The sequence below is a fragment of the Thermostichus sp. MS-CIW-26 genome, assembly GCF_054059115.1.
Map to the genome: position 1 here is coordinate 1 of NZ_JBSSBV010000022.1, position 22,269 is coordinate 22,269.

Annotated in this window: 18 protein-coding genes; 7 read left to right on the forward strand and 11 right to left on the reverse strand. The window is 55.0% G+C overall.

Translation table 11 applies throughout. The annotated features are described in order from the left end of the window. Positions 1-379: 379 nt before the first annotated feature. Entirely contained in the window at positions 380-706 is a 327-nt protein-coding gene (locus ACVWZU_RS08675) for a DUF5684 domain-containing protein (protein WP_011432901.1), read from the forward strand. A gap of 44 nt (positions 707-750) precedes the next feature. Here the strand turns inward: ACVWZU_RS08675 and nuoK are convergent, their stop codons facing one another. The 5 genes from nuoK to ACVWZU_RS08700 form a co-directional block, all read right to left on the reverse strand. Continuing rightward, positions 751-1,056, reverse strand: coding sequence for an NADH-quinone oxidoreductase subunit NuoK (gene nuoK, locus ACVWZU_RS08680; RefSeq protein WP_414328814.1), 306 nt, complete (start codon positions 1,054-1,056; stop codon positions 751-753). An 81-nt stretch (positions 1,057-1,137) separates the two neighbouring features. Beyond that, on the reverse strand, positions 1,138-1,746 hold the full coding sequence (locus ACVWZU_RS08685) for an NADH-quinone oxidoreductase subunit J (protein WP_414357958.1): 609 nt from the start codon (positions 1,744-1,746) through the stop codon (positions 1,138-1,140). Between the two features lie 119 nt (positions 1,747-1,865). Next, a complete protein-coding gene (locus tag ACVWZU_RS08690) occupies positions 1,866-3,176 on the reverse strand; it encodes a TPM domain-containing protein (protein WP_457388154.1) in 1,311 nt (436 codons plus the stop codon). Positions 3,177-3,321: 145 nt separating this feature from the next. Continuing rightward, positions 3,322-4,053 (reverse strand): lipoyl protein ligase domain-containing protein, encoded by a 732-nt coding sequence (locus ACVWZU_RS08695; RefSeq protein ID WP_457441480.1) that lies wholly within the window; start codon positions 4,051-4,053, stop codon positions 3,322-3,324. A gap of 17 nt (positions 4,054-4,070) precedes the next feature. After that, entirely contained in the window at positions 4,071-4,535 is a 465-nt protein-coding gene (locus ACVWZU_RS08700) for a YbjN domain-containing protein (protein WP_011432906.1), read from the reverse strand. A gap of 221 nt (positions 4,536-4,756) precedes the next feature. Here ACVWZU_RS08700 and ACVWZU_RS08705 point away from each other — a divergent pair, with 221 nt between their 5' ends. After that, positions 4,757-5,512, forward strand: coding sequence for a 5'-methylthioadenosine/adenosylhomocysteine nucleosidase (locus tag ACVWZU_RS08705; protein ID WP_457444404.1), 756 nt, complete (start codon positions 4,757-4,759; stop codon positions 5,510-5,512). 63 nt (positions 5,513-5,575) lie between these two features. Here ACVWZU_RS08705 and ACVWZU_RS08710 read toward each other — a convergent pair whose 3' ends face one another. Both ACVWZU_RS08710 and ACVWZU_RS08715 read right to left on the reverse strand, forming a co-directional pair. Next, positions 5,576-6,529 carry a PspA/IM30 family protein gene (locus ACVWZU_RS08710; protein ID WP_414418492.1) on the reverse strand — a complete coding sequence of 318 codons (954 nt, stop codon included), beginning with the start codon at positions 6,527-6,529 and terminating at the stop codon, positions 5,576-5,578. 329 nt (positions 6,530-6,858) lie between these two features. Continuing rightward, positions 6,859-7,677 carry a hypothetical protein gene (locus tag ACVWZU_RS08715; RefSeq protein ID WP_457444406.1) on the reverse strand — a complete coding sequence of 273 codons (819 nt, stop codon included), beginning with the start codon at positions 7,675-7,677 and terminating at the stop codon, positions 6,859-6,861. A gap of 85 nt (positions 7,678-7,762) precedes the next feature. Here ACVWZU_RS08715 and ACVWZU_RS08720 point away from each other — a divergent pair, with 85 nt between their 5' ends. The 4 genes from ACVWZU_RS08720 to lpxD all read left to right on the forward strand — a co-directional run bounded on the left by ACVWZU_RS08720 (position 7,763) and on the right by lpxD (position 12,905). Next, on the forward strand, positions 7,763-9,025 hold the full coding sequence (locus tag ACVWZU_RS08720; protein WP_457444408.1) for a class I SAM-dependent methyltransferase: 1,263 nt from the start codon (positions 7,763-7,765) through the stop codon (positions 9,023-9,025). Positions 9,026-9,083: 58 nt separating this feature from the next. Next, positions 9,084-10,607, forward strand: coding sequence for a hypothetical protein (locus tag ACVWZU_RS08725; protein WP_414418495.1), 1,524 nt, complete (start codon positions 9,084-9,086; stop codon positions 10,605-10,607). Between the two features lie 369 nt (positions 10,608-10,976). Then, positions 10,977-11,495 carry a DUF4330 domain-containing protein gene (locus tag ACVWZU_RS08730; protein WP_414342569.1) on the forward strand — a complete coding sequence of 173 codons (519 nt, stop codon included), beginning with the start codon at positions 10,977-10,979 and terminating at the stop codon, positions 11,493-11,495. A 318-nt stretch (positions 11,496-11,813) separates the two neighbouring features. Further along, positions 11,814-12,905: a UDP-3-O-(3-hydroxymyristoyl)glucosamine N-acyltransferase gene (lpxD, locus tag ACVWZU_RS08735; RefSeq protein WP_457444440.1), complete on the forward strand. Its 1,092-nt coding sequence runs from the start codon at positions 11,814-11,816 to the stop codon at positions 12,903-12,905. Positions 12,906-12,958: 53 nt separating this feature from the next. On the opposite strand, the gene ACVWZU_RS08740 is transcribed toward lpxD, so the two are convergent. Beyond that, entirely contained in the window at positions 12,959-15,097 is a 2,139-nt protein-coding gene (locus tag ACVWZU_RS08740; RefSeq protein ID WP_457444411.1) for an FkbM family methyltransferase, read from the reverse strand. Positions 15,098-15,557: 460 nt separating this feature from the next. Between ACVWZU_RS08740 and ACVWZU_RS08745 the strand changes: the two genes are divergently transcribed. Then, complete coding sequence (locus ACVWZU_RS08745) at positions 15,558-16,283, forward strand: Uma2 family endonuclease (RefSeq protein ID WP_414373264.1); 726 nt, start codon at positions 15,558-15,560, stop codon at positions 16,281-16,283. 33 nt (positions 16,284-16,316) lie between these two features. Here the strand turns inward: ACVWZU_RS08745 and ACVWZU_RS08750 are convergent, their stop codons facing one another. From ACVWZU_RS08750 to crtH, 3 genes are all read right to left on the reverse strand, one after another. Continuing rightward, a complete protein-coding gene (locus tag ACVWZU_RS08750) occupies positions 16,317-18,920 on the reverse strand; it encodes a class I SAM-dependent methyltransferase (RefSeq protein WP_457444413.1) in 2,604 nt (867 codons plus the stop codon). A 126-nt stretch (positions 18,921-19,046) separates the two neighbouring features. Continuing rightward, complete coding sequence (locus ACVWZU_RS08755; RefSeq protein ID WP_457444415.1) at positions 19,047-19,964, reverse strand: hypothetical protein; 918 nt, start codon at positions 19,962-19,964, stop codon at positions 19,047-19,049. A gap of 569 nt (positions 19,965-20,533) precedes the next feature. Next, the gene (gene crtH / locus ACVWZU_RS08760) at positions 20,534-22,090 is read right to left on the reverse strand and encodes a carotenoid isomerase (protein WP_457444417.1); all 1,557 of its coding nucleotides are present in this window, start codon (positions 22,088-22,090) and stop codon (positions 20,534-20,536) included. Positions 22,091-22,269 lie beyond the last annotated feature (179 nt).

Below are 22,269 nucleotides of genomic sequence, written 5' to 3' on the forward strand. Positions count from 1 at the left end.
TACGGGGGTGAGGCTGGATTCCATTACGTGATCGAGCTGCTCTGGGATGCCTGTAGCGGCTTGCTGGAATCCCTGGTTCCCGGGATCCAATGCCCGCCGTTGCCCCCCCGTGCTTGAGAGATTATTCGTCAGATCTGTATTCTTGATGAAACTTGACAGAATTCTTGATGAAACTTGACAGATAAGTCTGGACAACGGGATCCCTTTTGGCTAACTTTGTGGGCGGGATCAGAGTAGCTCCTGAACAGCTTTGGAAAGTTGGTTTTCTTGCGGTTTGGCCTTATAGCTGTATAGATTCGAGGGTTGTCTCTGACACCAAAGAGACGCTGGAGACAAGTGAGTTGACATTCGCAAATATCAAATATGTGGGAGGGTCACGATGGATGAGCTTTTACCAGGGCTGATTGCCGTTGCCCTTTACGCCTTCTTTAGCTACACCTTAATGGTGATTGGAGAGAAGCTAAACGTGCCGAATGCTTGGTTAGCTTGGATCCCGATTGCTAACATCTGGGTGATGTGTCGAGCTGCTGGTAAACCCGGCTGGTGGGTGATCCTCTTCTTCATTCCCCTAGTCAACTTGATCTTCGGTATCTGGGTGATCTTTGCCATTCCACCCCGCCTGAATAAATCCCGCTGGCTGGGTCTGCTGGTTTTCCTGCCTGTTTTGGGAGCTTTGCTCTACTCAGGCATTCTGGCCTTCACTTGAATTAGCCAGCCTTGCCTTGATACAAACTAAACAATCGAAAAAGTCTACCACTTAAGCAAGTTGAAGCTCTCCATATCGATAGTGGCGCGGTTGCGGTAGATCCCCAGCACGATGGCCAAGCCCACTGCGGCCTCGGCAGCCGCCACAGTGATGACAAACACCGAGAACACCTGGCCGCGAATCATCGCTGAATCGACAAAGTTGGAGAAAGCCATGAAGTTCAGGTTCACCGCATTGAGCATCAGCTCAATCGACATCAGGACGCGAATCGCATTGCGGCTCACAATCAATCCGTAAATACCAATGCAGAAAAGAATCGCTGCCACCACCAAGAAAAACTGCAGTTGCAACATCGCGATGAGCTCCATGTAGATACACAATGACAGGGGCCTCGGGAAAGCTCTAGGTTTTATGGCCGAGAGCAGTCAGCTTCAACGGGTGCTCACCAGCTCTGCCGGTCGTTCTGACTCTGATTCCAGCTGGGGTCGGGCCCGCTCCAGCAAGCTCAGATCCCCTTCTCCGGCTTGGGGAAGAACAAACTCCCGCCGCGCCAAGACAATGGCCCCAATCAACGCCATCAGCAGCAAAACAGAAGCCAGCTCAAAAGGCAGAAGATAATCGCTGAAGAAGTGGCCGCCGATCACCAACACACTGCTCAAAGGTTGGATCGGCTGCAGCGGCCAAGGGGTGTTCAAAGCCATCGCGGCTAGAAGAGCAAACAGACCCAAACAGACCACCGCCGTCACTCCGTTGCGCAGCCAGCCCAGCTTCAGAGGAGCAAAGGTGTAGCGCCGATTCACCAACATGATGGCAAACAGGATCAACACATTAACCGCGCCGACGTAGATCAGAACTTGGGCTGCGGCCACAAAATCGGCATTCAAGAGGAGATACAACCCGGCCATGCTCAGGAAAACGCCCCCGAGCAGAAAACCGGAATAGACAATGCTGGGGGCCCAAACCACGCCTAGCGCGAAGCCAATGGCCATCGCCGATAGCACCACAAACGTAACCAGTTGTACGCCTTCTCCGAGGGTCATGAGAGATCCGTCCTTAGCCAGTTTCTATTGCTGCTCCCTTACCACTGTACTGTCCTGGCGGATTTAAGAGAAGCCCGACTCCTTTTTCAGATCGATAGAGAAATCTCTAGAGTTGGGTCTCACCAACTGCCGCCCGCTCCGCCACCTCCGCTGCTGCCGCCACCGAAGTCTGAATCTCTGCTGCTATCGTTTGTGTGCCAATCGCTTGTGTCGCGATCGCTTGTGTGGCTGAGCTCGGGGATGACCACCTCTCGCTCGCTGCGGTACCCGCAGATAGGACAGCTCAGGATTTCCAGCTTCAAGCCGCTAGAGGAATAGGTGGCTTCCCTGAGAACCTGTGTGGTGAGGTCGAGGGTGAGGGCTTGGCACCGAGGGCAGTAAAGGTGTCGGGAGAGCGTGCCTTCGCGCACAACCACAGCTATTCCTTGACAGGTAGGACAAAACCAGCCGTAGTAGCGAGCTCTGCCGCGGCTCCTGGCCAGGCGATGCTCTTGGGGAAGGTACTTATCCAGAAGCTGGGGCTGGATTGGGCGCATGGGTCGGCCACAGGCTTGACAAACCACCGGCTGAAAAGGGATCCCACGCTTCCGGCCCAAGGTGCCGTCAGTGGCCATAGCAGCCACAACCGGCAGAGCGAACCCCAGCCAGTTGCCGCTGGACAATCCTAGGAACACGCCAAGGCAGAGGGATCCCGAATAGAGGAAGAGACGAATGGGGTCGCTCTGAACCGAAGAGAGCACAGCACCTGTTCTTAGATCTCTGCGTGTCAGGGAGAGGACTTGTCTTCCCCCTCGCTCAGCCCTTAGAGAGACGGGCATGCGAGAGCGCTGCCACCCCAGTCCCAAAATGATGATCCCCAGCAGCAGCAGGATCCCTTCCACCAGGGAAGAATCAATGCCCTGGGCCACCGCAGGAACATTTGCAACGGGCTGGCCCTGCAACACCGAGGTCAACTGCCGCACCCCCGCCAGAGTGCCGCCATCAAAATCCCCATTGCGAAACCGAGGCAGGATCTGCTGGTCGATAATCTGCTGGACTCGGCTGTCGGGGAGGATAGCGACCAGGCCCCTGCCCGTTTCGATTTCCACCCGCCGATCCCCTACCGAGATGAGAAACAAAACCCCGTTGTTTTGGCCTGCCTTGCCGATCCCCCAGTAGTTAAATAGCTGCGTGGTGAAGTCTTTTGGTGTTGCATATCCCTGAGTATTCGGCACGGTAACCACTGCCATCTCGGCACTGGTGCGCTGCTCAAGCTGAGTGATAAGACGGTTGAGCTCGTTTTCGGTGCTGCTGCTGAGGATGTTGGCGGTATCGGAAACCCACCCTCCATACTGACGGCGGGGGTTGGGCACTTGTTCAAGGGTAATGGCCCAAGCGGGCTGCGGCAGCAGGAATACAACTAGCAAAACTGCCGCCCAAACTTTCGGCATGGCTTACCTGGCTGAGCGCTGCCTAGGTTCTAGCACAGCTGTCTCGGCTAGACTGGCAGTCCTTTTCCCAGGGAGAGAGGGGAGTTGGGGAACGGTTGAGACAAGCCGCTTCTTGTTGCTGGTAATTGTTAACAGCAACCGGCCCTCAGTCCGGCCAAGGGAGCCAGGCTTCTTCTTGCCATTCCACTTCAAAGCACTCCCGGGCGGCCTGGAGAAAATGTTCGATCAAAGCAGGGATCCCTGGCGCCGTGGGGCAAATGTCGTAGATACCAATCACCTGCGAGCCGGGCAGATACCGTTCCCACAGCTCTAGATTGGGTTGCAATAGGAGGGATCCCTGTTGCAGGATCCCCCAAGGTTGCCACAGTTGGGCGTTGCCCATCAGCTTTTTGCCCTGCCAGCTCAAGTCAGCACGGGTACGGGAGGCAAAGCAACTGGTCTTGTTGCGGTAGCCGGGATCCCGGTGGCTTCGGCCGTGAGCAAAAGCGGGCTCATCTATGGCAATGCCCAGCTCCGCCAACCCCTGCACCCAAAAGCGGCAACAGAAGTCGTACACCCAGGCCCGCTGCAAACTGGGCAACCTGGCTTGCAAGTAAGAAAGGGGCAACACCAAGCTGTAGGTCAGCTCTGCTGCATCCTCAGCCGCCTGATGGAGCACCGCCCTTCCCCCCGTGGGTCGGCGCACAATCGGGATCCCTGGCAGGGGATCTGGCCAAACCTGGTGCCGTCCCAGCGAGAGGGTAAGCTGATCCCAGCCATAAAAGCGCAGGCAGGGCTGAGGATCCCGACGAAGCCTGTGCAAAAGCCGGAAGTCCTGCTCCATTTGCCAGGCCCCAGGGGCCACACAGTAGGGCAGCCAATGTCCCTGGGATCCCATCCCGGCAAAGCCAGACCTTAAACTTTGGGGAACTCCGCCTGGAGGGGCTCATCATATTCATCGGCCAAGCTGGCCACAATGGTGATGGCCCGGGAAATTTCGCCCGCTGTGATCCCTTCCAAGGTGCGGTAGTGGTTCAGCACCACCTGGTTGTTCCAGATGCAAAAGCGCGCCTCTAGGGTGTCGCTCCAATTCTTCTCCAGGAGCTTCTGCATCAGCTTGGCCGGTTCTGCCACCGGCAGAGAGAGAACGGGAGACCATACCAAAAGAGTGTCTTCTGGGGATTCGCCGCTCAGATGGACGAACACTTCTGCCGTGCCGTAGGTGAATTTCCAGGTGTGACCTTGCTCGTGGTTCTCGTAGGCGGCATCCTCCTTGAGGCTGGAAACCACCGCCGAGACAACCTCAACGTAGCGAACGGACTCTGGAAAAACCTCTGGCGAAGGGTTAAAGGTGCTCATGAGCGGCTCACTGTAGACCATGGTCTTCCCCCTATTCCCTATCCAACCACCTCAACTATACCGCTATACCGCCTAAGACTCCGACCTATCCGGTCATCGCTTTGGGATCCTCAACTCAGGCGAGAATGAAACCGTTGGCAATGGTTCACTAAGTGGCCGGACAGGTGAGGGCAAGCGATCCCCCCCGCCAACTGGAGAGAGAGCCTGTTCAAAAGTCTTTCGAAGAACCTGAGGGAAGCTCTATGGAATCTCCATCTCATCTCCCCCAGAAAGCCATTGGTATTCTTGGAGCCCTGCCCGAGGAAGTGGCCATGCTTACCGAGGCGATGGAAACCTGCTCCATCCATACCCATCTGGGGCGACAGTTCTACCGGGGATCCCTGGCGGGGCAACCGGTGGTGGTGGTACAAGGTGGGGTGGGCAAGGTGCGGGCGGCAACCACGGCGGCTCTGTTGGTGGCCCATTTCCCTTTGCAGGGGATCATTTTTACCGGTGTGGCCGGGGCCTTGGCCGATCACCTGCACATGGGAGATGTGGTGCTGGCCCATGCGGCGATTGAGCACGACTTCGGCACCGGACGACCCGAGGGCTTTGTCTTGGGGATCGACTTTATCCCAGAGCTGCGCCACCCACTGGCCGAGGCCGATAGCGCCCTCTACGACCTGATCGTGGCCCACCCCGAGCGGATCCCTCTCCACCCCCTACAAGGCCGGGATCCCGTCATTCATCAAGGCTTGGTGGCCACCGGCGATGTGTTTGTGGCCGACGCAGACCTACGCCGACAAATCCGAGAACGCACCGGCGCTTTGGTTGTGGAGATGGAGGGGGCAGCCGTGGTGCGAGTAGCGCAAGAAGCCGGGATCCCTTGTTTGCTGGTGCGCTCGGTTAGCGATGCAGGGGACGATACGGATTTCTTGAGCTTTTTTCAAACAGCAGCGCTCAACTCAGCAGCAGTTGTCCGCACCATCCTGCAAAACCTGCCCCCCTCCTTGCCTTAGCCCGACTGTGGGGATCCGGGGATCCCCTTTCCCAAGGAAGAGTTGGGCTGGATCGCGTTGGCGTCAGTTGTTCATCTCCCGCTCCAGTTTGGCCATCGAGATCTGGCTTTCCAGGCGGGAAATGCCTTCGCGAAGGGTTGCCACCTGCGCTTCAACTTCATCCAAAGATTTGCGAACCGCTTCTGCTGCGCTCATGTGCTGGTTGCGCCGGACCAAAGCCTCGCGGGCAAGGTCATCCTGGTTCTGTTGGCTGGCTTTCTCAGCCCTGACAAACCAATCTTCGGCCTTTTGCAAAATTTCGTCGTACCGCCGTTCCAGTTGCTTGCGACTGGCCAGGGTTGTGGTGAGGCTGCGCTGCAATTGTTTCAGATCCCGCTCCATCTGCCGGATGCTCACCCTCTGTCGGCTGGGCTTTCTCCACAGCACTTTGCTCAGACCCACCACCACCACTGCGGTAGCAATCCCCACACCCGCAGCCGCCGCCGGATTTTCACGAATCAAAGAACCATCCAAAACATTGACCCCCGCAAAGGCCGAGGTTTGCGTGGCCGTCTCCCGAAACTCCCAAGGCATCACCGGATTGCGTTGCTGCCAGAAGCCTAACCGCGCCGCTTGGGCCGCCTCTTGGGCTTCTAGGTAGCGTTGCCGATTGGCCCCGTGCAAAAAGCGCTCGTAAACCACCGCCTGACCCTGGCGCAACATCTCCAAATTCACCAAACCATCGGCGTTGTACACCTGGGCAATGTGAAGCCCTTCCGGTGTGACATAGAGGGTATCCACCTGCACCAGGGATCCCGTCGGGAGCAAGTTTTGCAGAGCCTCTTGGGATAGCCGCCCCCAGCGCCCTTGGGTCAGCTCCGGCGCATCCACGTAGGCCAGACGGAAACGGGTTGGCCTGCCGTTCAAGTCCGCCCAAAAGGTGTCCCCATCTACCACCGACCGCACCCGTGCCGTCCCGGAAGATTGTGCTGCCGCTGGAAGAACAAGCCAACTGCCCGAAAGGACAGCCACAGTCATCAGAAGGGAAGTTCTTGAGGTCATGGGGGTCACTCCTATTGTGCAGAACAAGAACAAAAGTTAAGAAATAATAAGATAGAGAAGTTTGGGGGAACAAACCGGAATCCCAGAGCGTCCTTGGGGGTTGCCGTGAGGCTGGCTGCTGCTCTTCCCTGGCAAAGGCAACAGAGCCAGCTGCTCCCTACGTCGGAAAAGCGAACCTCTCCCACGAAAAGCTGCGGCTCTTGAAGAGTCGGCCCGTTGGGTTGGCTTAATTTGGGTTAGAGTTTAGCTCACCTTTTGGGGCAACGTCACAGCCCTAAGGCGCAATCTTTATCCCCCGGATCAAATCACAGGCGCAAGCGATAGGGTTCTTCGTCGGGGAAGTCGGGCAGAGGAGGGGGCAGGATCTCGATCTCTCCGGTGGGCAGCGTTTGCAGCACCGTACCCAATTGGGCCAGTTGTTCCAGGACGTACAGGCGGGTATCCCGGTCGGTGGTGGAGTTAAACACGCTCAGCCAAACATCGAATTGGGAACGGCGGCTGAGGGGGCTGCGGGCAATGTTATCCCCCAACTGGCGAAATTCATCTCCAGGCAGGCCCACCTGCTCTCGCCAGGCAGCGGCTTGGTAGTAGTCATTGCGGCCCGCTTCCGCATCCCCCAGAAACATAAAGTTAAGTAGGGCGCGATCCACATAAAGTCGCCAGGCGTCAGGGTTGTTTTGGGGGTTGAACTGCTGCAAGCCGCGATCCAAAATCTCGACGGCTTTTTCCGGCTGGCCGGCCCGATAGGCCAACACCAAACTAGAGAGCCGGTAGCCCAAGAGGAAATGGGGATCCAGCCGCAGCATGTGATCGAAGTAGTCGTAGGCCAGGCCATAGCCAGTCAGGGTGCGAGCCGGTGCATCCCCGTAGTACTGGATCAGCTCCAGCCACAGCCAGGAAGCCCCCAAGTTGCGGTAGCCCAGCCACCCCAGCGTATTGGCCAGGGCAATGTTGCGGTTTTTGCGGGCCTCGGCATTTTCGAATTCTCCCAGATTGATCCGCTCCAGCATCGGCAACTGCAGCCGCACCACCAGGATCCCACACAGAAACGCCCCCCCAACGGCGGCCAGAGTGCCTGCCAGGGAGAAGCGAGAGCGACGACGGGGCAAGGAAGCAGTAGCCATGGCAAGTTTTTTGCGGATCCCTGAGGCTGTCGCGAACAGGGCTACACTCAATCATAAGTTGAACCGTTGAGCCTTTCCCCTGCCCATGGCCAGCTCTGCCCTCTCCGCTTCGGAACGAGCCTTGAGCCTTTACGAGGCTCTGCCCTACCCCAATGTGCCCCTCTCGCAGACGGCTCGCAATGCCCTGCCGGAGATGTTCAAGATGAGCTATACCACGGCTCAGTACCTGCGCACCCATACCATCGTCCCGCCAGAGGGCAAGGTGTTGTTGAATGCCGGCTGTGGCTCCGGCTGGGAAACGTTGATGATGGCCGAGGCCAATCCAGGGGCCCAGATTGTTGCCTGTGATCTGTCTCCGGCTTCGGTCAAGCTTACCGAGGAACGCCTGCGCCACCACGGCTTCACAGATGCCGAATTTTATGTCCTCAATCTGCTGGAGCTGGAGCGTCTGGGGATCCAGTTTGATTTCATTAGCCTCAATGATGTTTTGTATTTGCTGGAGGATCCCACCGAGGGCCTGCGGGCCATGAAAAATGTCCTCAAGCCCGATGGCATCATCCGGGCCAATCTCCACAGCCGCCACCAACGGCAGGTGTTTTTCCGCTTGCAGGAAGCCTTTCAAAAAGTGGGCCAATTTGACGTTCCACCGGCTGTAGGGGCGCAAAATGTGCGGGAGTTTATGGGATCCCTTCGGGAAGAAGTGGCCCAGGCGGTGCTCTGGAACCCGGCCAACTATGCCGAAGATGCGGCCATTATGAATAATTACCTACTCTCCAACGACAAGGGGTTCACGATCCCCGACCTGTTTCGCATGTTGCAGCAGGCGGGGTTGAGCTTTTTGAGCTTGGTGGATAGGCCCGACTGGTCGGTGGAGTCTTTGTTTAAAGAGGTGCCTGAGTTTGTGCGGCAGCGGTTGGCAACCCTCAGCATCATGGAGCGGCTGCATCTGTATGAACTCCTTCGCCCTGTCCATCGCCTCATCGACTTTTGGGCGGAGCATGCCGGCTCTTCGCCGGTGCTGCCCTGGAGCGACGAAGATTGGCTGTCGGGATCCGTACAATTCAATCCCCTGTTGATGGACAACCCCCGCTTTCGCCAGGAGTACAGCAAAGCCCTGCAAGAGAAGCGGCCCTACGAAATGCAGTGGACAGGAGCCACCCACGGGCGGATCAGCATCCCTGCCGAGAACGTGAGCTGGTTGGCGCCACTGCTCCAAGGGCCAACGCCGGTTCGAGAGCTGATTCAACAGGCCGTCCAGTTGGGATCCCCAGATGAAGAACGAACAACCGCTGAGGTGCTGACCTTCCTAACCAACCTAGAAGACTTTCTTTTTTTGATGCTGCAGTAGGCAGCTCCCCAAGTTCTGGCTGCCCATACCTGTCTGTTGTTTGTAACCTATGAGTCAGATGTCTGCCCGGTCGGGATCTTACTGGCGCGCAACCCTGACGCGGTGGTTCCCACAGCCTCTGGATCGCTGGGTTGCCCGGATTACCCTCTGCAACCTGGCCATCGGGGTGATCCTGGTGGTGTTGGGCAACCACACAGCTCCTTACGTGCGGGACTTTAACTGGCAACAGCAACGGGTGGGGGCGCAAGAAGTGCAGATGGTGCTCACCTTCAACCGCCCGATGGATCCCGTCAGTGTTGAAGAGCATTTGGAGATCCAGCCCCCTCTGCCAGGCCGAATGCGCAAACTGGGTCGCCGCTTTTTTTGGACGCTGACAGAACCAGCCCCTTACGGCCAGACCTACCGGGTGCGCCTGCAGGCAGCGGTAGATGAACGGGGCCAGCCCATGGCCCGGCCTTTCGAGGGAGAATTCCGCACGCCGGATCGGCAGTTGCTGGGGATCAGCACCGAACCTGCCCAGCGAGGGCGAATGTTTCTGTTCAACCTGGAGACGGGAGCCGCTACTCTGCTGACTCCAGCTGGGGTCAAGGTAACCCAAATGCAGCCCAGTGCTGATGGCCGCTTCGTGTACTATTTCGCCACGGCCACCAACCTACAGCACCAGGATCTGTACCGGCTGGATCTGGAGGATCTGTCTTCGCGGTTGCTGCTGGATCATCAGGGTTACCAAAACCTGCGCTTCCAAGTCTCGCCGACGGGGGAACTGGTGGTGGCAGAGCGGATCCCGCTGCAACGGGATCCCATGGCTGCCGTCCAGACGGAGCTGTGGATCCAGAAAACAAGCCGGGATCCCTTCGAGCGACTGGAATTGGATACGGCGGTGGGGGGAGATTTTTTCATTAGCCCCGATGAGAGCAGCCTGCTCATCTCGCAGGGACAGGGGGTGGGGATTGTACCCTTGCATCCACGGGCGGCAGCGGAGAGCTTTCTAGCCCAGTTCGGCCAAACCTTAGCCATCCGCCCCGATGGGGCTTTCGGGGCTTTGCTGCGCTTCAATCCCGACTACACCCGCAGCCTCTCCATCGTCAGCAATACCGGCAACAGCGAGGAGATTTTGAGAACCCAGGGATCCATCCTGAAAGGGGCTTTTTCCCCTCGGGCGCCCATCTTCTACGCCTTGGTCAGTGAGGTCTCTCACGTTAGCGGTGCGGAGCATTATTCTGTTGGCGAGGTCGCGATGGACTCCCCCAGCTACACCGAGTCGCCCCGCCTGCTGGCGATAACGCTCGGCACTGAAGCAGGCAACGCCATAGAGGTGGTTCGAGCCACCTATCCCGTCGATCTGGACTTCAGCATTTCCCCGGATGGACGCATGCTGGCCTACACGCTCTTGGAACCGTTCCCAGGGATCCCGGATCCCTCGGCTCCCCTTAGCCGTAGCGGGCAAGCCATCATGGCCTCGCAAGTGTGGTTGGTGGATTTGCAGGACGGGCTGCCCATTCCTGATGGACAAAGTGGTTCGCACCGCTGGCGGGAACGCCGCCTACCGCTGGGCAGCAGCGCCCTAGCCTGGATCCCTTAGGGCGAGAAAGCCACTTGGAGAACAAACCTGCCTAGAATCAAGACAGGGTGTGCGAGGAGAGCATGACTCTAGTCAATAATAAGCTCAACTATACTGAAAATAATGTATAATATGTTCAGTACGGATTACTACCAGTTGATCTTTCTGTTTACTTTCGAGTCTGCCAACATGGTAGCCAAAGCAAAGCAGAAAATTGGTAGTAAGACGACACGGAAACTGCGCTTTGGGTATTCTACTCAAAGCTTTGCGGGATACCGCCATTCTGTTTGGACTCCGTCCCGCTAACGCGAATGGAAACAAACAGAATGCTATCGCTGCATAGTTGAACAGTGATGTTCAGCAGTGTTCAGCGTAAATGTATCAGGTGATATGCGGCTCATTGACGAGCAGGGGCGGCTTTTGGGAAAAGTCAGCCTCTTGGATCTGGGAGCTCTGGCAATTGTGGTGGTGGCCATTGTCGCCGTCTTGTTCTTTCCGGGTCGGCAGGCGGGCAGTGTCGTCCAGGTGGGAGGTGGCCCCACGCTGCCGGTGGAAGTGGACATGATTGTGCGCGGGGTCAGCAGCCGCTCTATGGAACCTTTTCAGGCGGGGCAGAAGGCTGACCTGATCATCCGCAACCAGCCCTACGGCCAGGTGGAGGTGGTGCGAGTGGAGAATGTCAGCCGTACCGTGCCGGTGGTTTTCCCCGATGGGCGGGTGCAGAACTTGCCCGATCCCGAAGCCTATCGCCTCGATCTGGTGTTTACCTTGCGAGGGCGCGGCCAGCGGACGGAGAATGGCATCGTCCTGGGCAACAATCGCGTCAAAATCGGTGTTCCCCTAGAGCTAGAGACCTTTGGCTACAACTTGCGCGGCACCGTGATGGACGTGCGGCTGCCGCAATCGTAGAGCATGACTCTAGTCAATAATAAGCTCAACTATACTGAAAATAATGTATAACATGTTCAGTACGGATTACTACCAGTTGATCTTTCTGTTTACTTTCGAGTCTGCCAACATGGTAGCCAAAGCAAAGCAGAAAATTGGTAGTAAGACAACACGGAAACTGCGCTTTGGGTATTCTACTCAAAGCTTTGCGGGATACCGCCATTCTGTTTGGACTCCGTCCCGCTAACGCGAATGGAAACAAACAGAATGCTATCGCTGCATAGTTGAACAGTGATGTTCAGCAGTGTTCAGCGTAAATGTATCAGGATGTCAACCCCAATGCAGCTACAGGAAATTGCCCAAAAATTGGGGTGTGCCTACGAGGGGGATCCCACCCTGGAAATTCACAGCGTGGCCAGCCTGGCGGAGGCGCGTCCAGGGGAGCTGAGCTTTCTCAGCGAGGCCCGCTACCTACCTCTCTTGGAGCAAACCCAGGCCAGCGCCGTCATCGTGGAGGAAGGGCTGGCTTTGCCCTGTTCCATTGCCTGCTTGCGGGGCAGGGATCCCCGTCTGCTCTTTGCCCAGGCCATTGAGCTGTTCTACCAGCCCTACCGCCTACCGGTGGGGATCCATCCTACAGCGGTGGTGGATGCCAGCGTCCAACTGGGGGAAGGGGTGGCCATCGGGCCGCACGCAGTGGTGATGGAGGGAGTGAAAATTGGCGACCACACCCAAATTCACCCCAATGTCACCATCTATCCCCACGTGCGGATTGGATCCCGGTGTCAGCTTTTCGCCAACTGCGTTATTCACGAGCGCACGGAGATTGGGGATGATTGCCTCATCCACAGCGGCGCTGTCATTGGCGACGACGGCTTTGGCCACATTCCTCTGGCAGATGGCTCCTGGCGGCGCATGCTGCAGGCGGGCCGAGTGGTGCTGGAAGACAACGTGGAGGTAGGCAGCAACACCACCATCGACCGGGCCGCCGTTGGCGAGACCCGTATTGGCCGCGGCACCAAGATCGACAACCTGGTGCAAATTGGCCACGGCGTGCGCACCGGATCCCACTGCCTGATCGTGGCTCAGGTGGGCATTGCCGGCAGCACCCAATTGGGCCACCATGTCATTTTGGCCGGGCAATGTGGCTTGGCCGGGCATCTTCACATCGGCGATGGCGTGCGTGTGGCCGCCCAGACAGGTGTAACCAGCGATATCCCTGCTGGTCAAACGGTGGCCGGCTACCCCCACCAACCCATTGCCGAATGGCGCAAGAGCATGGCCGTCCAGCGGCACTTGCCTGAGCTGCAACGTACCTTGCGCAAGCTGGAAGCTCGTGTGGCCAAGCTGGAACGGAACAGCACGGATAGAGCCCCCAACGCAAAAATGCTCGAAGTGGGCGTGGATCCTGAAACTACATGCTCTAGCTAGAACCTCCTTTGTCAACTTCCCCAGTGGCCTTAGCTACTGACTGGGAGAACTTTTTACCGAAGAGGTTCTCGTGAAACGTCATGAAGGATATACCTTCTACTCAAGTAGCAAAGAGTACCTAGATGTGTGTGAACTATGTTTCCCTTGTACAAAACATGGGTAGGGCATAGGATCTGGTCTATTAATCGTCTATCTTCTTCAGAGTGAAACTCTAGGTATATTATCTTAATGTCGACTAGAATTTCGAATAAATCCTTTAATATTTGGGTCTCACTACCTTCAGTATCTATCTTGAGAATATCGATGTTGTAAGCGCCAACACTCTTTAGAAATGAGCCTAGGAATGAGCTTGCCTTTGCAAGCTGTACAACTCTTGGAAAGTCAGCATATCGGTTCTTGTGTATCGAACTATAACAGGCCGTTACAAGACTACTGTAGAAAGTCTTGGTGATATCATCACTGTACAGCCCAAAAGGGTATACAGTGCAGCCGCCTATAGCTAGGCTGTTTAGCTTCAGCAAGTGAAGAGCTACAGGGTCAGGCTCGAAGCAAAGAATAGTAGCATTTGGATAAAGCATTCGAAAGTAGGCGCTTGCGATGCCTATGTTTGCTCCTACATCAACAATTGTTGATACGCCATCGACGAAGTTTAAAAAAGGATATGGCTGCTTATTAAAGATTTCGTCAGTCGTGAATAGCGCTACGTTTTCTTCCTCCTTATAAAAATTGAGATGTAGTGTCCAAGAAGATCCATCCGCTCTAGTCGCGCCCAAGGAAAATCTTTCAACGTTCGCTAACTTTGTTGCGTTCGAGAACACCAATTGATTTTGTTCATCAAGGACAAAAACAAATTTTGAGTAGGGCAGGAGTCGAGAAGTAAGATGGCTGTTGGATCTGGCAATCAGAACATCCCAAGTCGCAGTACCTAAGTGGCTGGACTCTTCCTCCCAGACATGTACTCTGGAAACGACCCTCTCGTCCTTGGGAAGCTCAGACACTGGGAACCCGGCCTCAACATAGACTTCTAGTCTCGGCAGATCCAGGAGATCTGCCACAACTGCTACTGGGCAGTCTTTGCTAACCAGTACCTTAAGTTGCTCCTCTACACGGTGTAACTCCTGAACAGGTTCGTAGATAGCAAGGCGTGTATTGACAAGATCTCTGTAGGCAGTGCTAATGAAAAATCTGGGATCGGACTTAGCTGCGTAAAAGTTGGGTAGCTCTCCCTTGAAAACCCAATTCATCAGATCGGCTATCCGATGCTTGGGATGCCAGTCCACAAGAAACTTTTCATAAGCTCTTTTAGCTATCTCTAGAGCCAGCCCTGGATTTTCTAGGTAAAACTTGATTTTCTCAACTAGCTCCAGCTCAGAACTATAGACGTCGCAGTATAAGCCGGGGCTCAGATACTCATCAAAGCCGGATGCAAAGGAGAGCTTGTCTGTCAGCAAAAAGCCACCCGCAGAAATCACTTCCAGGTTCCTAAGGTTCAGATCCCCATTCAGGCTGCAGTTAAACGAAATCAGCGATTCGGCAAATAGGCGGGCTGCCTCTTGACGGTTGGCAGTTGTGGCAAGAATGGGCAAGTGTGCCCTCTTTATGGCTTCGACCAGACGGAAACGTCTGGGATGCCCGGATCCCAGCTGGCCAATAAAGACAACTTGGCTTTCTCTTGCTTCTACCCACTTGTGGACAACCGTATGCATGGAGATGAGAGGTAGCCAGGCCAGGTTTTCCGCGCCCGCCGCGGCAAACCAGTGCAGGTGCTGGCGGTTGTAAGCAGTAACAACATAATCAAAGGCTTCAACGGCCCAGTAGGCCAAAAGATGTTTGATGGGGAAGTGGCGATGATGCGTATCTCCGGCTAGTAAGACGGTTGGACAGCCAAATTTTTTCGTGTTGAAGGGGTTGCTGTATTCGCAGCTGGCAGCTAGTACAATCACCAAGTCAAACTCTTTATCCACAATCTGCTCAGACTGCTGGACAAAGTCATAGAGGTCATAATCTCCTTCCGGACACTCCACCAAGCCTTCACGACGGTTGACATAGCCTAGTCCACAGCCCCCCACTCTTTCTTTGGGACAGACAGTTACTTGCCGATCTGAAAGCTGCGGCGGTGGGATGTAGTCTGGCGCAATTGGCCAGCTCAGGAGAACTCGCGGTTGCAGAGTTTCTTTGTTGGAATTTTCCATGGCTCGTCCTTCTAATCAGTGCTGCTGACAAAGTGTAGTTTCTGCCCAGGCTACAAAGAGGGCTAGTTTTGCACTATCCTGCCCTACGTGCATCCATAATGACAAAGTCAGGAGCCATGTGCTGATTATACTTGCACACCTACCAAGTTAGACGGTGCATTCGCGGAAAGCTGGCAGCGCAAGTGTCAAATGGACTCACTCATCTGCGTTACCCAAGCCTGGTCGCAGCAGCGCCCCAGCTGCTTTGCTGACAACAATGAGATGGGGGAAGGTTTCCAGACATTGAGGCCGCGTGGGTTTGCTGGGCCACTGCTTCTGGGGAATTGGTGCCCACCGAGGCCGAACTGGAGCGGCAAAGGGCTGAGCAGGCCGAACAATGAGCAGAGCGCCTGGCCCAGAAGCTGCGGGAGCTAGGGGTGGATCCCGATACCTTGTAAGGGTAAAGAGAGGAGAACTGGCAATGACTAACCCGAACCCAATTACTGAGGTGCTGGATCCGGTTTATCTACCCGAGTTGCCCCCCACCCAAGACGAGCTCCCCTACGACGACAGCGAACCTATGGAAAGCTGGCGGCACAGGTGCCAGATGGACTTGCTCATCTCCACTACCCAAACCTGGTTGCAGCAGCGCCCTGATGGCTTTGTCGGTGGCAATATGTTTCTCTACTACAGCTTGGAGCAGACCCGCGGCCGCAATTTCAAAGGGCCGGATTATTTTGTGGTGTTGGGCGTGCCTAAAGGCGAGCGCAAAAGCTGGGTGATTTGGGAGCAGGGCAAAGGGCCGGACGTGGTGATTGAGCTTCTTTCTCCCAGCACTGCCCAGGAGGATAAAACAAGCAAAAAGCAACTTTATGAGCAGATTATCCGGGTGCCGGAGTACTTTTGGTTTGACCCGTTTGATCCAGAAGACTGGGCGGGGTTTCGGCTGAGGGGCGACCGCTATGAGCCGATTAAAGAGGATGCAGAGGGTTGCTTGCCGAGCGAGGTTTTGGGATTGTGCCTAGTGAAGTGGGAGGGCAGGTTTCGGGACATCGAGGCCACCTGGATTCGCTGGGCCACTGCTGCTGGGGAACTGGTACCCACCGAGGCCGAACTGGAGCGGCAAAGGGCTGAGCAGGCCGAACAACGGGCAGGGCGCCTGGCCCGGAAGCTACGAGAGCTAGGGGTAGATCCAGACGCCCTGTAGACAGCCAAGTAACTCAAGACAACAGATGGATCCCTAGGAGGCCAACAGCAACACAGGTAGCTTTTGAATAGCAGGCCGTAATCCCTTGGGAAAGCGCTCCCGCTTCAAGAGATAGCGATAGTTGAGTTGGGGAATAAGTCTCTCCCATTGATAGGGGTTCAAGCCAGCTACCACTGAACAGAACGGCTCTCTACTGAGCTCTAACCCCTCTTCCATGAGCCTGAGAGCTATGTTGCCTGCAGCTATCTCCAGAGTTTGATTGGCCAGTTGCGGATCCGGATCCCCTAGGAAGATCAGAGCATAGTCTTCTGGCTGAGGACTGCGCAGAATTGGCTCCAGCAAGCCCTCCAGTCCTTGGATAAGCTGCTCTGTCTCCATTTCCCAGTAGGGGAAAAGGCCCACGTTGATCTTGCTCAGGCGGATCCCTTGTGGTTTGGAGGTTTCTGTTATGCTATCTCTCATCACTACCAGGTTTTCTGAAGGACTTAACCACGCGGGACTAGGCCATTCTTGCAGCTCTAAGCTATCGATCTTCCAACCATAGGGCTCAGCTACACTGTGCAGTCGAAAGAAAACTCCAACTTCCTGCTCAAAGTCATGGACAGCCTTTGCGCATCCTTGCCAGTCTTGGTAGTCATCAACTTGGATAAACCCCCTGGGGTTAACTTGATGGTAGAGATGACGGAAAATATCCATCGTCGACTGATACCAGTCTGCATCTGCATGCAGCAAGGCAATCTCGCCCACCTGCTCTCGATAAACAGGCAAGGTGTCAGCAAACAGCCCTGGCACGGGGACAATGAGATCCCAAACTCCCAGTTCCTTGGCAACCACCTCTAAGTTCTCCGAAATGGGTGCTGCTAAGGCACCGGATCCAAAACCCGTATCGTTGGCACCAACTCCTCGATAATCTCGATCCACCTCTGTTGGATCAGGCATACCTGAGAAGGTATCGAAAGCATATAGCTTGCGAGGTCGACGGCTGTAGTTCTTAATCACCCAGGCCAGCAAAGCTGAGCTTCCACCCCTGCAAACACCACATTCTACAAAGTTCCCAGGAATGTCTTCTTCACAAACCTGCTTAGCCAGTGAATAAAGGCTCCAAAGACGCTCAAAGCCCAGCAAGGTAAAAGATTTAACTTTCTCTAGCACCCTAGACAACTCAAGGTTACAGACCGGATAGTCCTTGAGGTGCTCTGGCAATGTCCAATTCACAGCAGGGTCTGGAATATGCTCAACGGGCTTGACATTGCCTCGCCAGGCCACTCCCATAATTTGCATGGTCTGGTAAATCATCGTGTTCCAGCCCCTGTCTCTCAAGTAATTCAAACCTTCAGCCACATCCGGCGAGGCTAGATCATGAAACAGAATCAAGGCATCCTCAGCAGCATAGCGCTCTGCCACTTGAGCATCCTGCAAGGGGGCTGGTGAGTCATGATTCCCATCGATGAAAATCAGAGACCAGCGACAATCCTCTTGCTGGGCAATCTCCTCCACCTTCCCTGGGCTATAGCCAGGGTAGAGATTGACATTAGAGCTAACTCCAGCCGAGCAGAGAGACTGGTTCACGCTCTCATAAGCCAGTGGATTTTCCAAAATTGGATCGACAACATCGAGAATAACTCCTCCTGCCGCCAGGTGCGCAGTTGACCAACCTAGCCAACAGCCGATCTCTAGGGCGTTTTTTCCTTGTAGCTTAAGGGCAGTATTGTACAGAATATGAGCCTCGTCTCGACTAACAAAGTCGATAGTAGGTTGACGCAAATCCGCAGTACAAAGGTGAGGAACTTCTTTCCGTAGATAAGGCCAGGGATGAGGCCCTGGATCGATAGCAGTCATTAGAGGGAAGTTGTAGTCGAGATATATTTTCTTTTGATTAGCTGATACATAGTCATACCTTCTGATTGGAGAAGAATGGCTTCTAGGATACCAAAGACTGGCTTCAACTTTGAAGCCATCGGTAGTATGAGCTACATGAGTTTTTCTATCCTTAGCTTTATAGGTAATGTGTAGAATCCCTAAAGGGATGTAAGGCTTCCAAGGCTCAACCCAGAGCTTTCTTTTTGGATCCCATAGAGGTAGTTTACTATGAACTGTCCAGTTACAAAACAATGGTAAAATTTGAACGTTATCTATCCCTAAGTCATTATAAATAGCCAGGTTTAGAGAACACTGATCTGAGAAGGATAGATCGCGGCTCATAGAGATAGCTTGGCTCAGTCTGTTTTTCCATGCTACCCAGTGAATACCGGAATTACTTCCAGAGAATACACCATCATTTAGAATTGGTCTTATGTATAGGTGGTTATATACATCTCCAAAGTACTTGATGTATTCCGAGAGGTGAAAAGCTTGAAGCGAAAATGGATAGGGATTGAAGAGAGTATTTAGCAACTCAGGAACAACTGCAAGGTTTTTGTATCTTGCTCCCAGGGTAAGAAGCTCAATTGCAGACCAGTCTTGCACCCAAGCATCTGCATCAATCCAAATATAAACTTCATAGCCTGGAAAGTATTCAGGAAGGAAAGGCATACAAACTAGTGCCTTGAGATACTTGGGTTGTCTATCAATGTCGGGAATATCATAGTTCCAATCTGGCTCAACAATGTGGTCAACGTACTGACCTATCCATTGCAACTGCTCCGGTGTACAGCCTACATCCAAGAATCCAATATCTACAGAGTGCCTCTGAGGTTTCTCTCGGATGGAGAGAATAGTCCCCTGAAGTCAGCAGCCGTAACGATAATGGTTGAGTTCATAACCTTAAGTCTCTCCTCCAAGGCTTGAATTGTTGTCGACAAAGCAAGCCCTGCTTAGATAGCAAAGGACTCCTCTTTGGCCTGCTACAACTTCTCCCTGCCAGAGGAGATGAGAGGGATCCAGCATCTGGTCAATCCGCTTGCGGTCTTGCTCAGAAGTAAACTCCACGTAAATCACCTTGATGTCCCTAAGCTGCGGCTGCAGGTTAGCCAATACCTCCACCTCATCCCCACCCGTAGCTACCCTGAGCACATCGATGGGCTCCAAACCCAACTCCTTGAGGGCTGCCCTGGCTTCCCGGAAAGGGAGCGGCTGCTCCACTCCCCACTTCGCTTGAGGATCCTCCGGCCAGAGCCGACAAGTTCTGCAGCTATTCTGCCCCGCTAGCCCCACCGGATGCACAAAGCAGTTGCCCAGGCCAAGAGCATTCTGCTGCAGCAGGTGCAAGGCCAAGGGATCCACCTCAAAACAATGAATGGCCGCCTCAGGGCAGAAACCCCGAAAACAAACACTGCCAAGGCCCACCCCAGCTCCAATATCAACAAGCGTCCTCACCTCAGAAACAAACAGAGGAAAGTTCAGATAAGTGTTGACGAGAAAAAGGGTATCCTCATACAGCTTTGCTGAATACCAAAGTTCGCCTATACGGAACACGCGCGCCATCGGTTCCATCAATTTACCCGCATTGGCAAAGAGGAGCTGGGTATCTTGTCCCAGAATGAAAGCAAAGTTGGCCCTCACAGGCCGCCCCAGCCGCTGCAAGTCCTCAGCTGTGCACACCACAGCATCAAAACTAGGCCAACTGGCTGGCTCCCCTCTCACCTCATGAACTCGCTCGGGCACTCCCTTCTGCTGCAGCAGGGCACAGGGATCCCCAAACCCCTCTTCCACATACAGCTCCAGCCGCGGCAGGTCCAGCAAGTCTGCTGCTATCACTTCCGGACAGCCGCAACTATAGCCAATAAGGATTTGAGGGGTGGCTGGAGAGCATGACTCTAGTCAATAATAAGCTCAACTATACTGAAAATAATGTATAATATGTTCAGTACAGATTACTACCAGTTGATCTTTCTGTTTACTTTCGAGTCTGCCAACATGGTAGCCAAAGCAAAGCAGAAAATTGGTAGTAAGACGACACGGAAACTGCGCTTTGGGTATTCTACTCAAAGCTTTGCGGGATACCGCCATTCTGTTTGGAAACAAACAGAATGCTATCGCTGCATAGTTGAACAGTGATGTTCAGCAGTGTTCAGCGTAAATGTATCAGATACTGAATACCGAGTTTGAAGAGGACATCTGTGTTGATTCTGGACAATGTCCTGATTCAAAGGCCTACAGCCTGCTTTCGGGAACGGACGCTATCTTACTGGCTAGCGTCTCATTGTTGTTTGAATTGACCATCAACTGCCTCCCAAACCCTCTGCGCCGCTCAACCCTCATCCCCTGCCCCTCTCCCAGAGGGAGAAGGGAGTAGCAAGGATAAGGGCAACCTAAACCAAATCCGCTGCCACCCGGTGGGCGCAGGCAAAGCCGGAGAAGGCAACGGCATTGAGCCCTTGGCCGGGGAATGTGCTATCCCCCACGCAGTATAGGTTGGGGATGGCGGTGCGATTGAAAGGCATGCCCAGCAAGCCCCAGGGATCCCGGCTGGGGATGGGCCCATAGGTGCCGTTGCTGCGGCTCAAAAAGCGGCGGTGGGTGCGGGGGGTGCCTATCTCCTTCAGTTCAATGTGGGATCCCAGTTGAGGCCAAAGGGCCTCCAGGCGGCGGATGAGGCGGTCGGCGGCTTGCTGTTTTTGGATCTGGTACTGGCTTGGGCTTAACCCTTGCCAGGTGGATATCCAACTGGGGGTAAAGGCATGAACAATGTGGCGGCCCGGGGGAGCCAGGTCGGGATCCAACAGGGTGGGGATGGAGACGAAAAGGGTGCCCTGCTCAGCCTCCATCTGATCCCAATCTTCCAGGAGAATGTGGTGACAATAGCGTTCGCCGGACAGGGCCTCGGCCCGCACCCCCAGGTGCAAGCTCAAGAAGCTGGGGGATTGCTGGTAGCGTTTTTGCCACTGCCGCTCCGCCCTGGGCAGGGATCCCGGCCATAGGCGCTCAAAGGTGTCCCAGCGGGTGGCATTGGAGATGATTGTGCGGGCAAAGAGCTTTTCCCCGCTGGCCAGTTCTACGCCCACCGCCCGACCTCTTTCTTCCAGGATCCGCCGCACGGGTGCTTTGTAGCGGATCTGCCCGCCATGGGCCTCTAGCCCCTGGGCCAACTTTTGGGCGATCTGCCCCACCCCCCCTTTGGGATAGTTAATACCGCCGTAGTGTCGGTCACAAAACACCATCCCGGCATTGATGATGGGCGTGCGATCCGCCGGCACCACCGACCAGCAGTAGCACTCCATATCCACAAAGCGCAGCAAATCCGGATCCCGCAGACAGCGCCGCGCTACCTGGCCCACATTCACCGGCAAATAGCGCGCCAAGGTCAGGCAGCCGAGGGGATTGCTCACAAAAGAACGAAATAGATAGCCCCACTCCTCCAACGAGAGCAGCTCCATGGCGTTGAGGCTGTTGAAGATGGGCCACAGGCTATCGTAGAACCGGCGAATGCCGGCGGCTTCCCGGGGAAAGTAGCCGGATAGCTCCTGCAAAAACTGCTCGTAATCCCGGTGTACTCGGGGATTCAGCCCCTTGGGCAGGTGGTAGGCAATCTGCACCGGATCGGGGATAGAGTCTATGGACTGGCCCACGGCTGCCAAGGCGCGGGTCAGCAAGTTGGTGGTACCCTGGGTGCCCAACCCAAAGATCATGGAAGCGCCCACGTCGAAGCGGTAGCTCCCCTTGCCTAAGGGATCCGGACGCTCAAAATAGCCGGCACTGCCCCCTGGAATGAGGTATTTTTCCAGCACCAGCACACGGTATCCTTTGGCAGCCAACTGGCTGGCCGCGACCAATCCCCCGATCCCAGCACCGATGACGATGGCATCCCAAGCAGGGGAAGGGGTGTACAGAGCCTGCAAGAGGGTCTGAGAAGGCAAAGTTGAGGTCAAGGGATCCCTCTGGAAACTCAAACGCAAGATCAGTATCTTTACCGTACCAGAGGTTCTAGGGTTTCCCCATGAGTTGAGCTCCCCTGGGAATGAGTTTGCCCAGATCTGCAAGATCCCCAAATAGAGATTGTGGCGCGGGCTACGGAACCGAATTCACGAATTTGCTATACAGAATCCGG

What these genes read in the sequence shown, in the direction of transcription:
- ACVWZU_RS08675 (WP_011432901.1), top strand. Translation starts at nt 380, where the DNA reads ATGGATGAGCTTTTACCAGGGCTGATTGCCGTTGCCCTTTACGCCTTC.
- ACVWZU_RS08685 (WP_414357958.1), bottom strand. Translation starts at nt 1,746, where the DNA reads ATGACCCTCGGAGAAGGCGTACAACTGGTTACGTTTGTGGTGCTATCG.
- ACVWZU_RS08690 (WP_457388154.1), bottom strand. Translation starts at nt 3,176, where the DNA reads ATGCCGAAAGTTTGGGCGGCAGTTTTGCTAGTTGTATTCCTGCTGCCG.
- ACVWZU_RS08695 (WP_457441480.1), bottom strand. Translation starts at nt 4,053, where the DNA reads ATGGGATCCCAGGGACATTGGCTGCCCTACTGTGTGGCCCCTGGGGCC.
- ACVWZU_RS08700 (WP_011432906.1), bottom strand. Translation starts at nt 4,535, where the DNA reads ATGGTCTACAGTGAGCCGCTCATGAGCACCTTTAACCCTTCGCCAGAG.
- ACVWZU_RS08705 (WP_457444404.1), top strand. Translation starts at nt 4,757, where the DNA reads ATGGAATCTCCATCTCATCTCCCCCAGAAAGCCATTGGTATTCTTGGA.
- ACVWZU_RS08710 (WP_414418492.1), bottom strand. Translation starts at nt 6,529, where the DNA reads ATGACTGTGGCTGTCCTTTCGGGCAGTTGGCTTGTTCTTCCAGCGGCA.
- ACVWZU_RS08715 (WP_457444406.1), bottom strand. Translation starts at nt 7,677, where the DNA reads ATGGCTACTGCTTCCTTGCCCCGTCGTCGCTCTCGCTTCTCCCTGGCA.
- ACVWZU_RS08720 (WP_457444408.1), top strand. Translation starts at nt 7,763, where the DNA reads ATGGCCAGCTCTGCCCTCTCCGCTTCGGAACGAGCCTTGAGCCTTTAC.
- ACVWZU_RS08725 (WP_414418495.1), top strand. Translation starts at nt 9,084, where the DNA reads ATGTCTGCCCGGTCGGGATCTTACTGGCGCGCAACCCTGACGCGGTGG.
- ACVWZU_RS08730 (WP_414342569.1), top strand. Translation starts at nt 10,977, where the DNA reads ATGCGGCTCATTGACGAGCAGGGGCGGCTTTTGGGAAAAGTCAGCCTC.
- lpxD (WP_457444440.1), top strand. Translation starts at nt 11,814, where the DNA reads ATGCAGCTACAGGAAATTGCCCAAAAATTGGGGTGTGCCTACGAGGGG.
- ACVWZU_RS08740 (WP_457444411.1), bottom strand. Translation starts at nt 15,097, where the DNA reads ATGGAAAATTCCAACAAAGAAACTCTGCAACCGCGAGTTCTCCTGAGC.
- ACVWZU_RS08745 (WP_414373264.1), top strand. Translation starts at nt 15,558, where the DNA reads ATGACTAACCCGAACCCAATTACTGAGGTGCTGGATCCGGTTTATCTA.